12 protein-coding genes are annotated in these 12,775 nt (G+C 68.1%); 5 read left to right on the top strand and 7 right to left on the bottom strand.

The window, feature by feature from the left end; all coding sequences use genetic code 11:
* Position 1: 1 nt before the first annotated feature.
* From ACSMFO_RS29550 to ACSMFO_RS29540, 3 genes are read right to left on the bottom strand one after another with little or no spacing between them, the layout of a single operon-like run.
* Positions 2-1,846: a VanW family protein gene (locus tag ACSMFO_RS29550; protein WP_436461282.1), complete on the bottom strand. Its 1,845-nt coding sequence runs from the start codon at positions 1,844-1,846 to the stop codon at positions 2-4.
* Between the two features lie 30 nt (positions 1,847-1,876).
* Complete coding sequence (locus ACSMFO_RS29545) at positions 1,877-2,170, bottom strand: GroES family chaperonin (protein ID WP_007032412.1); 294 nt, start codon at positions 2,168-2,170, stop codon at positions 1,877-1,879.
* Between the two features lie 40 nt (positions 2,171-2,210).
* Entirely contained in the window at positions 2,211-4,019 is a 1,809-nt protein-coding gene (locus tag ACSMFO_RS29540; protein WP_038521694.1) for an NHL domain-containing thioredoxin family protein, read from the bottom strand.
* 179 nt (positions 4,020-4,198) lie between these two features.
* On the opposite strand from ACSMFO_RS29540, the gene ACSMFO_RS29535 reads away from it, so the two are divergent.
* A complete protein-coding gene (locus ACSMFO_RS29535) occupies positions 4,199-4,768 on the top strand; it encodes a hypothetical protein (RefSeq protein WP_038521697.1) in 570 nt (189 codons plus the stop codon).
* Between the two features lie 141 nt (positions 4,769-4,909).
* Here the strand turns inward: ACSMFO_RS29535 and ACSMFO_RS29530 are convergent, their stop codons facing one another.
* Positions 4,910-5,371 (bottom strand): SRPBCC family protein, encoded by a 462-nt coding sequence (locus ACSMFO_RS29530; protein ID WP_037334400.1) that lies wholly within the window; start codon positions 5,369-5,371, stop codon positions 4,910-4,912.
* Between the two features lie 35 nt (positions 5,372-5,406).
* On the bottom strand, positions 5,407-7,752 hold the full coding sequence (locus ACSMFO_RS29525; protein WP_038521703.1) for a hypothetical protein: 2,346 nt from the start codon (positions 7,750-7,752) through the stop codon (positions 5,407-5,409).
* A gap of 373 nt (positions 7,753-8,125) precedes the next feature.
* Between ACSMFO_RS29525 and ACSMFO_RS29520 the strand changes: the two genes are divergently transcribed.
* The 4 genes from ACSMFO_RS29520 to ACSMFO_RS29505 are packed head-to-tail and all read left to right on the top strand — an operon-like array spanning position 8,126 to position 11,200.
* On the top strand, positions 8,126-8,638 hold the full coding sequence (locus tag ACSMFO_RS29520; RefSeq protein WP_436461281.1) for a hypothetical protein: 513 nt from the start codon (positions 8,126-8,128) through the stop codon (positions 8,636-8,638).
* A gap of 35 nt (positions 8,639-8,673) precedes the next feature.
* On the top strand, positions 8,674-9,249 hold the full coding sequence (locus ACSMFO_RS29515) for a DUF3558 domain-containing protein (protein ID WP_228694817.1): 576 nt from the start codon (positions 8,674-8,676) through the stop codon (positions 9,247-9,249).
* Positions 9,250-9,252: 3 nt separating this feature from the next.
* Positions 9,253-10,455 carry a hypothetical protein gene (locus tag ACSMFO_RS29510; RefSeq protein WP_436461280.1) on the top strand — a complete coding sequence of 401 codons (1,203 nt, stop codon included), beginning with the start codon at positions 9,253-9,255 and terminating at the stop codon, positions 10,453-10,455.
* 1 nt (position 10,456) lies between these two features.
* On the top strand, positions 10,457-11,200 hold the full coding sequence (locus ACSMFO_RS29505) for an ESX secretion-associated protein EspG (RefSeq protein WP_436461279.1): 744 nt from the start codon (positions 10,457-10,459) through the stop codon (positions 11,198-11,200).
* Here ACSMFO_RS29505 and ACSMFO_RS29500 read toward each other — a convergent pair.
* Both ACSMFO_RS29500 and ACSMFO_RS29495 read right to left on the bottom strand, forming a co-directional pair.
* The gene (locus ACSMFO_RS29500; protein ID WP_038521717.1) at positions 11,197-11,952 is read right to left on the bottom strand and encodes an amino acid ABC transporter ATP-binding protein; all 756 of its coding nucleotides are present in this window, start codon (positions 11,950-11,952) and stop codon (positions 11,197-11,199) included. The genes ACSMFO_RS29505 and ACSMFO_RS29500 overlap by 4 nt on opposite strands.
* A complete protein-coding gene (locus ACSMFO_RS29495) occupies positions 11,949-12,755 on the bottom strand; it encodes an amino acid ABC transporter permease (RefSeq protein ID WP_038521719.1) in 807 nt (268 codons plus the stop codon). Before ACSMFO_RS29495 ends, ACSMFO_RS29500 begins: the two co-directional genes overlap by 4 nt.
* Between the last annotated feature and the right edge of the window lie 20 nt (positions 12,756-12,775).

Raw genomic sequence — 12,775 nt, 5'->3', positions numbered from 1 at the left:
CTCAGGCGCAGATGATCGCGGTCCTCGGCGAGTAGGTCGCGTTGCGGGTCTCCCGGCGGACCTCCGTACCGGTGACGACGTCGACGAGCACGCGGGTGTCCGACGTGCTGAACCCGGCCGCGCCGGGATCCGGGACGCAGCCGGGCCCCGACCCCATCTGCACCGGCTGAGGGACGTAGGAGTGCCTCTCGCCGGCGACGCTCTGCACCGAAAACCGTTTCGTACCCCAGATCCGCACCGTCACCGAGCCGTTCGCGGGGATCACCTGGAGCGCGATCCCGGTCGGGGCGTCGTTGACGATCTGCAGATCGACCGGCGACCCGTCGGTGTTGATCGCCTTGGCGTCGCGCGCGACCGGGTATCGGTCGAGGTAGTTGTCGTGTTCCACATGACCGCCGTCGGCGAGGCCCGCCAGGTACGCGGCGTTGTAGAGCGTCGTCGCGAGCTGCGAGACACCGCCGCCGACCACGACCGGGCCGGTGCCGTCCTCGTTCACCGGGGCGGGCACGTAGCCCGCGTCCGCCGTCCTCGGCCCGGACCGCGCGCCGAGGCTGAACCGCTCGTTCGGCTTCACGATGGCACCGGACACCCTGGTGGCCAGCGCCTGCACGTTCGTCATCGCCGGCCCGCTCAAACCCGACGTCGTGAACTCGCCGATGACCTCGTTGATGCCGAGGACGTTCGCCGCCTCGGTGCTGACGGCCGGGCTGCTGGCGTCGTAGACCGCTTTCAGCTCCCGCTCTTCGCTCTTGGCGAGCGTCGAGGTCAGTGAGGAGAACGTGAGGTCCCAGTTGACCTTCCTCGCGTCTTTCGACGGCTGGACCGCCGGCCTGTCGCCGACGAAGACGATCTGCGCGTCCGCACCGTCGGTCTCGGTCTCCTTGAGCTGCGGCTGCGCCACCGCCCGCAGTTTGCCCTGGTCGATACGGACTTCGAGGTTGCCGTCGTCGCGCGCGGCGAACTGGAAGGAGCCCGCGATCACGTCCGGTTTCAGTGTCGCGTCCTTGCCTTCGCCGCGGATGACCAGCGGCTTCGCGACGGCCGGGACGACGATCTTGACGAGCGCCGCGTGTACACCGGGCGAAGTCGCCTTAACCGGCGCGACGTTCACCTTGAACTCGACACCGTTGTCGCTCAGCCAGCCATCGGTGACCGCGGTGACGGCCTCCTTGAGGTCGGTGAGGGTCTGCCCGTTGCGCGGTTCGACCGCGGCCGGGACGACGCCGCCGTCGGTGCCCGCGACCGGCTGGAAGGTGATGTTCCCTTCGACCGGCGGGCGGTTCAGCTTCGTGGCGGCGAGGTCCGAGACGGCCTTTTCGAGCTTCGGCCCGTCGGTCCAGGTGACGACGCCGACCTCGCGGCTGGTGAAGAACGACATCAGCCGCGTGTACGGGCTCAATGGCTGATGACCGGCGCGGCCCAGCGTCTGCGGCCAGTCCAGGCCGAGACCGGACGACGTCGGGTACAGCACCGTGCGGACGTCTCCCGCGCGTACCCGGACCGGCTCGATCAGCCTCGGCTCCAGCTCACGGCGAAGCTTCGACTCGGCCTCTTTGTGCGTGAGACCGCCGACGTCGATCCCCGCGACCGTGACGCCGCGCGGGACGTCCCCGGCGCTGACGATCAGATCGACCGCGTACAGGAGCACGAACAGGCCCATGAGCACGCCGGTGACCATGAGGGCCTTGCCGAGGCCCTTGCGGAACTTCGACGCGGGCGTCGGCGGCGGATGCACCACCCTGTCGCCCTCGAAGAGCTCGTCTACCAGGCCCTCGTCGGTTTCCGGGGCCGAAAGGAGATCGTCGGTGAACAGGTCGGCGCCCGGCTCGTCATGGTCTTCGCGCACCGCCCCTCACCGCCCCTCCCGTGGCTCGAGTTACAGGTACAACCCCGTGCCGTGTTCGGTCCGTTCGGTCGCCACGGCGTGGATGTCGCGTTCCCGCATCACCAGGTGCCCCTCGCCCTGGATCTCGACCTCGTGCTGGTCGTCCGGGTTGAACAGCACGCGGTCGCCGGTCTTGACGTTCCGCACACTGTTGCCCACGCCCAGTACATCACCCCACGCGAGCCGCCGCGCCACCTGCGCGGTGGCGGGGATGACGATGCCGCCCGAACTTCGGCGCTCCCCGTCCTCGGGGGACAGCTTCACGAGCACCCTGTCCTGCAGCATCTGAATCTCGAGTTTCGGCCGCTCTGACACAGGTACGACTCTACTTACCCGGGTCGCCCGCCATGACCAGGCTCAGCACGCTTTCTCCGCCGTTTTCGAACCGCACCGGCACGCCCCAGTCCTGGCGGGTGATGCGGCAGGCGGGATGCTCACCTCCGTCGTCACAGCTCGCCGCCTGTGCGACGACCTGCAGAACCCCTCCGGTGACGCCCTCGGCGAAGCGGAGCTTGCGGAACAGGTCCGTGCCCACCCCGGCGCCGTCGGCGAGCAGTTCCGGCGGCGACGCGCTGATCTCCAGCCGCGTCGACGGGCCGAAGCGGTCGTCGAGCTTCTCGCCGGGCGGCGGGGTGAAGACGACGGAGAACTCCAGCTCACCCGGCGCGAGCACGGTCGGCGGACGGCGGACCGCGTGCGCGTCCCCGGCCACGGCCTGCTCCCCGAGCGGCACCGGCCCGATCCGGCCACCGGCCGACTCGACGACCAGCAGTTCGCCGTCGTGCACCAGCAGGCCGGACGGCTCCGCGAGCCCGGTCGCGAGCGTGGTCACCTGGCGGGTGAGCGGGTCGTAGCGGCGGATGGCGCCGTTGTAGGTGTCGGCGATCGCGACGGTGTCGCCCGGCAGCACGGCGAGGCCGAGCGGATGCTGCAAGAGCGCCTTGTCGGCGGGTCCGTCGACGTGGCCGAAGGAGAACAGGTCGACGCCGACCGCGGTGTGCACGGTGAACGTCTCGCCCTCGGGCTGGATCCAGCGCAACGCCGACGTCTCCGCGTCCGCGAGCCACAGCTTCTGCCCGTCGGGCGTCAGGCCGGACGTCTGCGCGAAGAACGCTTCGTGGACGTCGCCGTCACGCAGACCTTCGACGGTCGTGCCGGCGAAGCGGCGGATGGTGCCCGAGACCGGCTCGAACACGCTCAGCGTGTGGTTGCCCGCCATGGCGACCACGACGCCGCCCGCGGGACCCCACCAGGCGACGTCCCAAGGGCTGGTGAGGTCGATGTCGAGCGCCTTGCCGGTGTCGACGCCGTCGCGCCACTGGCGGCCGGTGCCGGCGACCGTGGAGACCTCGCCGGTGATCAGGTCGATACCGCGCAGCCGGTGACCGGCCGTGTCGGCGACGACGGCGTGATAGCCCGCGCGTTCGGCGACCTCGTACGGCAACAGGGTGATCCCGGACGGCTCGGTGAAACTCGCCAGGTCGAACGGCCCGTCCTGCGCGCCGCGCTCGCCGCTGCCGAAGCGGCGGATGATCGTCTCACCGTCGGAGGCGAACTCGACGATGGAGTGGTTGCCCGTGTCGGCGACCAGGATGCGGCCTTCGGCGGTCGTGACGGCCTTGCTCGGGAACCGCAGCTCGGTGCGCTGCTCCTCGGCCGGGACGTACGGACTGCCGCCGCGGCGGAGCGTGCCCTTGGCCTCGTGGGTCGCGACGAGGTCGGCGATCACCCGGCGCAGTGCCTCGGCGTGCCCCTCGCCGGCGGCGACGTGGACGACGTAACCCTCGGGGTCGACGACGACCAACGTCGGCCATGCCTTGACCGCGTATTGCGACCAGGTGGCCATCTTCGGGTCGTTGAGGACCGGGTGGTGCACCTCGTAACGCCGCACGGCGGCCTCGATCGCGGCCGCCTCGCCCTCGTGCAGGAACTTGGGCGAATGCACGCCGATGGTCACCAGGACGTCGGCGAACTCGGCCTCCAGCGGGCGCAGCTCGTCCAGCACGTGCAGGCAGTTGATGCAGCCGCTGGTCCAGAAGTCCAGCAGGACGACGCGGCCGCGCAGCCCGGCGAGCGTGATCCGCTCGCCGCCGGTGTTGAGCCACCCGTCACCGGCGAGCTCGGGCGCGCGCACACGGGACTGCGTTCGTGGGGAAGTCACGACATGAGTGAACTACACGCGTGGCCGTGCTGTTCCGAGGTCCAGGCGTTGAGAGGGCGAGCTCACCCCTCGGGAGGAGGCCCATGTGGGTGATGAGGGAGTGGTGTTAAAAGGGAAGGCGCCTTCGCGTTGCGCAATTTAGGCTCGAACACATGTCCACTGTTGAGCACGCCTTCACCATCGAGGAGGCACACGACCTCCAGGCGAGCTTGGCCGAACCCGTGCGTCCCGGGTTGAGCGAGGCCGAGCTCGACGACGTCGAAGCCCGCTTCGGCTTCCGGTTCGCCGCCGACCACCGGACGTTCCTGTCCGCCGGGGTGCCGATCGGCGACCGCTGGCCGGACTGGCGCTGCGGCAACCCCGACCAGCTGCGAAAACGCCTGGACTGGCCGGTCGACGGGGTGCTTTACGACGTCGAACACAACGGCTTCTGGCTGCCGGACTGGGGCATGCGCCCGATCGACCTCGCCGACGCGCTTTCACGGGCGCGATCGCACCTGGCGCTCGCGCCGCAGCTGGTACCCGTCTGCGGGCACCGGTATCTGCCCGGGATCGCCGGGAGCACGGGCTATCCGGTGCTGTCGGTGTATCAGACCGACATCGTCTATTACGGCTACGACCTGCGGGGATACCTGCAGCACGACTTCTGCGGCCAGCCGCTGGGCCCGCCGCCGGAGGGCGGGCCGCGGCACGTCGAGTTCTGGTCGCGGTTCGTCGAATGAACGGTCCGTTCATGACTTGAGTTTGCGGGGCGGGGCCGCTAGATGTGGCGGCGTCGAGCGTCGTGTGTCACCACATGTGCCCCACGTGGTAGCAAAGGTCCCTTGCTCTTTTCGGTGATCCGGGGCCGGCCGTGGTATGGGTCAGGACTCGGCGGCGGCCTTCAGCCGGGCCAGCGTCGCGGCGATGTTCGCCCGGTTGGCGTCGTCCCGCTTCCAGACCCCGGTGAACAGCGACGTCGGCCCGCGCAGCCAGCCCGGCCGCCGGTCCCACGTGCTCTCGACCGCCACGCATCCGTCGCCCGACGCCTCGATGTCGTACTGCCAGCGCGCGACGGGAAGACCGGCGACGGTGGTCACCTCGAACGCGAACCGCTTGCCCTCGTCGGCGTCCGTGATCGTCGAGAGCGTGCTCCAGCGGCGGAGCCCACGGCGGTTTCGGCCGCGGAACTTGGCGCCGACGGCGGCCCCCGCGGCGCCGACCCAGCGGTGCCCCTCGTATTCCTCGGCCATGCCCGCGAGCGCACCCGGGTCACTGACCAGTGAATACACCTTCTCGGGCGGGGCGGCGATCGCGATCTTTCCGGTGGCGCTGGGCTCTGTCATGACATACCTCCGTACTGAGGGTATGTGAAATACCCTCAGTTGTCCCGACGGAGCATGCGACTGATCCCGGCCGCGACCGTGGTCGCCAGCACCCAGCCCGACGCGGTGAACCCGGCCGCGACCCAGTTGTCCATGCCGTGCATGTACCAGCGCGACTTGTTGCCGAAGTCGACGATCGGGACCAGCAGGTCGATCGTGTACAGCACCGGGTTCCACTGCAGCCCGGTGTCGTCCTGGTTGACCAGGCAGCGCGGCCCGCTCACCGTGAGATTGGGCTTGGTGACGCAGTCGTCGACCCCGAACCCGAACCACAGACTGCCCAGCACCAACAACGTCAACAGCCAGCCGAGCGCACGCACCGGACGGAAGCCGTAGCCGACCATCGACCGCTGCAACCAGCTCCACACGTGCACGCCGGGCCCGAAGAACTTGAAGCCCTTGGCGAGCGCCTCGTACCGGAACTGCTGTTTCTTCAGCAGCACCGTGGAGGCGTGCTCTTCATTACCGGACGCGCGCAGCGTCGCCGCCAGCTGGTCGTAGGGGCCCGGTCGGTAACCGTCCATCGCCTTGCGCAGCAACACGATCCGATGGTCGATCGCCCGGTCGTCATCGAGCGCGATGTCCTCTTGCAGTGCGTCGTAACGGAAATCCTCCAGCTCGATCCCCGTCGCCGACGCCCAGAACGCCTCGTTGTCGCCCAACGTCCCGCAATGCGCCCTGCGCAGCACGATCCGGCCGTCCGGTGGGACGGCGGGCGTGAGCAGGAATTCGTCGGCGGACACGTCACTGCCGTCGAGCGCGATCCCGTGCTGCGGCAGGGAACCAAGTCGCGCGCCGCGGAAGTCGACGCGTCGTGCGACTTGCGCGCCGTCGAGGTTGACCCCGCCCTGCGCGACGAACGGACGTTCCTTGTTCTCGGTGAGGATCAGATCCCGGCCGATCCGCGCGGTGCGGACGTCCAGCGAGTAGCTGGTCCGCGTGCGCGCGCCGGGCTCGGTCAAGCTCGTGCCGAAGAGGTTCACGCTGCCGCCGATCTCGGCGCCCTGCAACCGCAAGGTGCCCTGAACGGTCGCGTCCGTGAGCTGGAAGTTGCCCGCGATCTTCGCGCGCCGCGCGGAAAAGACGTCGCGGCGCGGGTGCAGGAACATCGAATTCCACGCCAGCACGTTGCCACCGACGGTGATGTCGGCCATGCGCAACTGCCCGGACGGCACCCGCAGGCTCGTCGCCTCCAGATCACCGCCGATGGTTGTCCCGTCGAGGTGGATGGCGCGGTCGTAGTAAGGAATGCTCTGCCCGCGGACGACCTGGACCTCGGCGCCCGCCAACCGCAGCGAACCGCCGATGCGGGCGTTGACCATCCGCAGCGTCCCGGTGGCCTGCATGCCGTCGCTCAGCTCGAGGTTCCCGTTGACCGTCGAGCGATCCGCGACCAACGCGGGCCGCGGATCGATGTACGGATCGTTCGATTTCCACGCGTCGACGACGATCGGCCCGGACTGGTTCACCGAGAGCTTGGCCTCGCGCAAGATGATGTCACTGTCCACAGTGGCGCTCGGCAAGTACATGATCCCACTGGCGGAGAAGCGTTTCCGCTGCGCGGCGGGCCCGTAGTTGTCCACCTCGCACAACAGGCTGCCGCCGATGTGGATTCCGTTGCCGTTGAGCGCGAAGCCGTCCCGGTTGTTCAGCGTCGCGCCGGAGAAGTTGACGTTACCACCGGCCCGCATACCCGGGATTCGGACTTCTCCGTTGGCCACCAACCGATACGCCAGCAACGCACCGACGATGTTGACCCGGTCGGCCTGGATCGCCTTGCCGCGAGGATGCGTGATCACCGTGCGGGTCAGCACGACCGAACCCTCGATGACCGCGTCGGTGAGATTGACCGCCGCGTTCGGCATCCCGCGCTCGCGGTCGTCGCCGCGCTGAACCGTGGTCTCCTCGATCTCGTGCTCGGCGTCGACGTGCACGACACTGCGGATGAGGCGGACATCGTTGCGGGTGCGGAGGTTGCGCGCCTTGAGCCCGGGCAGCCAGCACTTGCGGAACACGAGCCCGAGCAGATGCGCCTCACGGACGTCCGGCGGATGCTCGAACCGGCACCGCTCGAACCGGAACAGATACTTGATGTCGGCGGCGCGCAGATCGAGCGTCCCGGTGATGTACGCGTCCTCGACCTGCACGATCGGCGCGTTGGTCGCCTGGCGGCGCCACCGGAGCAGCCCCGTCGTCCCCGGCTTCATCAGCTCGGACGCCGGAACCTCGTACCGCTTGTCGGGGTTCGGGTCGAACGGGTCGAGCGGCGGCAAGGACGTGTCGCCGTTCTGGTCACCTTCCCCCGGATCGCGCGGCCCGTTGTTGCGCCGAAAACCCGGCATCGTTTCGCTTCCCTCCCCCGTCGTTCCTCGGCCCCCAGCGAAGCCGATCACGCACGGGGTTCGCAAGTGGCCCGGGACAGTGGACCGGAACCTGCCACGGGATCGCGACGGCAGAACGGCCGCCTCGGGTGCTGGAACAGGCCGTTTGCGTCCGCGGTGGTGATCTTGGGCGGATTCGCCGCCGGTGTCCTGTTTCACCGCCGCGGTCACTCACCGGAGTCAAGACAAATCACGCCGACTTCCCATCTTTCGATGGTGATCTTTCACGAAGGGGCTGATCAACGGTTTACCTGCTGCTATCGTCACCGATCGGAGTCATCGGGGAACTACGGGTAGGTCGCGCCCCATCGCGACCCGTGCGGGGAGGCACGAAATGACGAGACCAGGAAGCGGCCCCCAAGGGGTCTACGACCAGATCAACGGGCCGGGGCCGCAGGCGCCTCCTCCGAACTCGGGGTTGATTCAGGGCGCTGCCGCAGCGCCGCCGCCCCCGCCGTCCCCTCCGCCGCCGAATTACGGCGAACTGGGCAGCGGACAAGCGAAGGCCGACTTCGCAGCCGCCTCGGCGAATGGTGGCTGGGAGTTCGATCCTGCCGCTATGGACGCCGTGATCAAGTCCCTCGAAGACTGCCTCGAGAGCGACTTCCGGAAGGCACGTCGCGAGGCCGACGTACTGAATCAGATCCAGCCGCCGGGCCATGAAGTCGGCAGCGAGAGATACACGGCCGCTGCGAACAACTCGGGAAGCTCCTACCAGGCCTTCATGCAGGGGGCCTGGGACTACACGAACTCGTACCTGGACACTTTGAGGCAAATCCGGACTGCGTACCAGAACCAGGATCAAGCAGCCATCGACGCACTCCGCCAGATCGGGAAGGCCGACTGATGCCCCACGCCAGGAAGTTCGTGTCCGTAGCCGCAGTGAGCGGTTTGCTGCTGATGAGCGGATGCAGCGATCCGAAGACGGGCGATGCGACCTCAGCCGCCCCGACCGCGCCCACGTCGGCCCGGCTACCGGCGAACGGCGCTCCTGCTGTGACGAATCCGATTCTGAACACCACTCAAGCCGAATCGGACCCGTGTAGCACGGTGGCCACCGCTCAGATCGAGGAACTCGGCGGAAAGGTCGAGAAGACAGAGGTCGACGACGGGACTTTCGGAAAAAGCTGCGGCTGGATCTTCGAAGCCGGGCCAAGCAGCGTGACCGCAGGCCTTCTGCCTGGCAATAAGGAGGGGCTGAGCAGCCTCTACGCGAAACACGCGCAGGGCGGGCTCTCCACCTTCAAGCCGATCGACTCGATCGAAGGATATCCAGGCGTCATCTACGACAACGGCGGAGAAGGCAAGGGGCGGTGCGTACTCGCGGTAGGCGTACGTGACGACCTTACCTATACGGTCACGCCGCTCCTGGCCACTGGAAACCCCATGCTGTCCGATCCCTGTGGTCTCGCTACCAAGGTTGCTGCCGCAGCGATCAAGAAGCTCAAAGGAGCTTAGGCCATGACCTATAGCGGCTGGGAGATATTCACCAAACTCAACGCCAATCCGTCCACGACGGAGACCCTCGACAAGGCGCAGGTCGCCTCACACAAGTTGATGGTGTTCCATGAAAACTTCAGCAAGGCCATGGAGACCAGCCAAACGGCGCTGACTTCCTTCTGGAAGGGCAAGGCCGCCGACAGCGGAACAGCAGGCCTCGCCCCGCTCATCGCGACCTCCAAGATCGCCGGCGAGAACATGGATCGCGCCCGCCAGTCGATGTACGACCAGAACGCCTCTTTCCATTACACGCGCGGCAATGTCCGCCCGGTCGAGAAGGAGCGCGCGGGGGACAACGGGCCCGGCGACATCCTGTCCATCGGCGCGAGTGACGACGAGATCGCGGCGGCGAAGTTCGACTCGGACACCAAGCACAACGTCGAGATCTACGAGCCGTACTACCAGAGCACCCAGCCGCGGCAGCAGTCGCTCGCGCCGGTTTATCCCGCCGCACATGATCCGAACGTTTCGGCGGGGCCGATCACGCCGGATCCGATCGATCCCGGGCAGACCAAGGTCAGCGGGTTCAGCGGCGGGCCGGGCGACTCCGGGCGGCACAGTGGTCCGGGTGGGTACACCGGCGGGCCGAGTTCGTACAGCGCGCCTCCGGGGGCCGAGGGGTATCAGGCGCCGAGGCCGCCGCAGGTTCCGCCGGCGCCGAGGGTGCCGCAGATGCCGCGTCCGGTTCCGTCACCGCAGCCGAACGATCGGACCCAACTGTCCCATTGGGACCCGAAAACTCAGGTGCGGCCGGGCGACCACCGACCGCCCGCGTTCGGTCCCGGGCCAGGGAGCGGGCCCGGTGGCGGCAACGGATTCGGGCCGGGATCGGGCGGTTTCAGCGGCGGTTTCGGGCCCGGCGGCGGTTTCGGGCCGGGTGGGTCGACGGGCGGGCCGGGAAGCATGGGGCCCGGTCGCGGCGTCGGCGCCGCGATGCCCGGTGAAGGGCCGATGCGCGGTACGCCGGCGGGCGGCGCCGCGGCGGCGGGTCGTGCCGGCGCGCCGGGTATGGGCGGCGGCGGGATGGGCGCCGGTGCGGGCAAGGGCAAGGGCGGCGAGGACGAGGAGCACCAGCGCAAGATCACGCTGCAGGAAGAGGACGGCGACTCCCTCTTCGGCGGTTACGACGGTGACAAGCCGGTTCCGCCGGTGATCGGCGCGTAACGTGCTGCAGAAACCCGTCGAACTGACGCTCCAGACCTACGAAACCTTGCTGGACCACCACAATCTCGGCGACATCCATCCGACGCTCGTCCGCGGCGCGCAGTGGTATCTGCCCGAGGAACGGCGCGAGCTCGCCGCCACCGCGCAGTCCGAATTGGACAGACAAGGACTGCTCAGGCGAGGCAAGATCGACGACGAATTCCTCGACACGCTGCGTTTTCTGCAGCGGCCGGCCGTGGAGTACTACTCGTGGGTGAAGTCCGAGGGACGGGAACGGACGGTTCGCGCCGCGGGCAGTGGCCGGGAAGCGGTCAACGTCGTTTTGGTCGACAAGGTCGTCTACCTGACACCGACGCGGCCGGACACGCTGGCGCAGGATTTCACCGGTCTGCTCCCCGAGGCGCCCGCCGCGCGCACGCCGTCCTTGAACTGCTCGGAAGCCGATCTTCAGGTCCTGATGAAGGGCGAAATGCTCACCGGCACCGGCCCGAGCATCCGCGACGCCAAGAAGATCCTCCAGTGGATCCGGTCGCCGTACACCTTCTTCGGACGGCTTTACGTCGCCATCCGTGACGGCGGCGGCAACCGGAAACGCGTCGAAAGGCCGCCGGGCTGGATGGACACCGAACACGGCCGCGTCGTGTTCGGCCCGGACGCCAAGGGCTGGGTGAGCCTCATGGGCGCCGGGCCGCACGAAATCGTCGCGAAGGTCGTCCAGCTGGAGTCGCAGCTTCGCGGACGCTAGCCCTGGTGGTTCGGGTTCAGGACCCGCGAGAGGAACGTCTTCGTGCGCTCCTCCTGCGGGTCCCCGATCACCTGGTCCGGCGAGCCCTGCTCGACGACGACACCACCGTCCATGAACAGCACGATGTCGGCCACTTCACGCGCGAACTGCATTTCGTGCGTGACGACGAGCATCGTCATGCCCTCTTGCGCGAGTTGCCGCATGACCGCGAGGACGTCGCCGACCAGTTCGGGGTCCAGCGCCGACGTCGGCTCGTCGAACAGCATGACGTCGGGATCCATCGAAAGCGCCCTGGCGATCGCGACGCGCTGCTGCTGCCCGCCGGAAAGCTGTGTCGGCAGCGAAGACTCCTTCTCCGCCAGCCCGACCTTCGCGAGGTTTTCCCGCGCGACGCGCTCCGCCTCTTCCTTGCCGCGCTTCAACACCTTGCGCTGAGCGACGGTGAGGTTTTCGAGCACGCTCAGGTGCGAGAAGAGGTTGAACGACTGGAAGACCATGCCGATCTTCGTGCGGGCGCCGTCGATGTCGACGTCCGGGTCGGTGATCTCGCTGCCGTTGACCACGATCTTGCCCTGCTGCGGTTCCTCGAGGAGGTTGACGCAGCGCAGCAGCGTCGATTTGCCGGAACCCGACGGGCCGATGATGCAGACGACCTGGCCGCGCTGGACCTCCAGGTCGATGCCCTTGAGCACCTCGAGCTCGCCGAACGCCTTGTGCAGTCCCGAAACTTCGACGATCGTCTGGGTGCTCATACCGTTCCTCCGCCGGGCACTCCGGCTCCGTATTTCTTCTCTAGCCGCTGCTGCAGGATCGACAGCGGAATGGTGATGACGAGGTAGCACAGACCGGCGACGACGATCGGGGTCAGGCCCTTGGCCTCAAGCAGCGCCTGACGGCTGAACTGCGCGAGTTCCTGCTGCGCCGGGGTGGTGCCGAGCAGGAACGCGAGTGAAGAGTCCTTCGTCAGCATGATCAGCTCGTTGGCCAGCGGCGGCAGGATGATCCGGAATGCCTGCGGGATCACGACGGTGATCATCGTGCGGGCGGGTGACATGCCGAGCGAACGCGCGGCCTCGACCTGCCCGCGCGGCACCGCCTGGATACCGGCGCGAATGGTCTCCGCCATGTAGGCCGACGACACGATGCCCAGCGCCAGCATGATCGACACGTTCCGCGGCAGGAACACGTTGGGGAAGGCGATCGGCACCCCGACACCGACCGCCAGGAAGATCAGCAGCGCGGGCAGGCCGCGGAAGAACTCGATGTACCCGCGCGCGAACCAGCGGTACGGGCCGACCGAGGACAGTCTCATCAGCGCGAGCAGGAGCCCGAGGCCGAGGCCGAGCGCGAAGCCCAGCGCGGTGAAGACGATCGTGTTCTTCAGTGCGACGGTGATGACGTCCGGGAACTGCTTCGCGGCGACTTCGAGGTCGAAGAACGCCTTGCCCAGCCGTCCCCAGTCGGCCAGCAGCGCGAACACCACGACGATCACCAGCAGCAGACCGTACTGCGCCCACCGGAACGCCGATCGTCGCTGGCGGCGGCTCAGAGCCATTTCTCTCCTCAAACAGGTGG

Origin of the sequence: Amycolatopsis sp. w19 (genome assembly GCF_051373225.1) — a bacterium.
GTDB classification, from domain to species: Bacteria; Actinomycetota; Actinomycetes; order Mycobacteriales; family Pseudonocardiaceae; genus Amycolatopsis; species Amycolatopsis japonica.
Note: the sequence above shows the minus strand (reverse complement) of the source record. Positions and strands in the feature narration are given on the sequence as shown.

Excerpts from the sequence above, each read along its gene's own strand:
- ACSMFO_RS29525 (WP_038521703.1), bottom strand. The coding sequence starts at position 7,752 with ATGCCGGGTTTTCGGCGCAACAACGGGCCGCGCGATCCGGGGGAAGGT.
- ACSMFO_RS29495 (WP_038521719.1), bottom strand. The coding sequence starts at position 12,755 with ATGGCTCTGAGCCGCCGCCAGCGACGATCGGCGTTCCGGTGGGCGCAG.
- ACSMFO_RS29520 (WP_436461281.1), top strand. The coding sequence starts at position 8,126 with ATGACGAGACCAGGAAGCGGCCCCCAAGGGGTCTACGACCAGATCAAC.
- ACSMFO_RS29530 (WP_037334400.1), bottom strand. The coding sequence starts at position 5,371 with ATGACAGAGCCCAGCGCCACCGGAAAGATCGCGATCGCCGCCCCGCCC.
- ACSMFO_RS29500 (WP_038521717.1), bottom strand. The coding sequence starts at position 11,952 with ATGAGCACCCAGACGATCGTCGAAGTTTCGGGACTGCACAAGGCGTTC.
- ACSMFO_RS29545 (WP_007032412.1), bottom strand. The coding sequence starts at position 2,170 with ATGCTGCAGGACAGGGTGCTCGTGAAGCTGTCCCCCGAGGACGGGGAG.
- ACSMFO_RS29535 (WP_038521697.1), top strand. The coding sequence starts at position 4,199 with ATGTCCACTGTTGAGCACGCCTTCACCATCGAGGAGGCACACGACCTC.
- ACSMFO_RS29510 (WP_436461280.1), top strand. The coding sequence starts at position 9,253 with ATGACCTATAGCGGCTGGGAGATATTCACCAAACTCAACGCCAATCCG.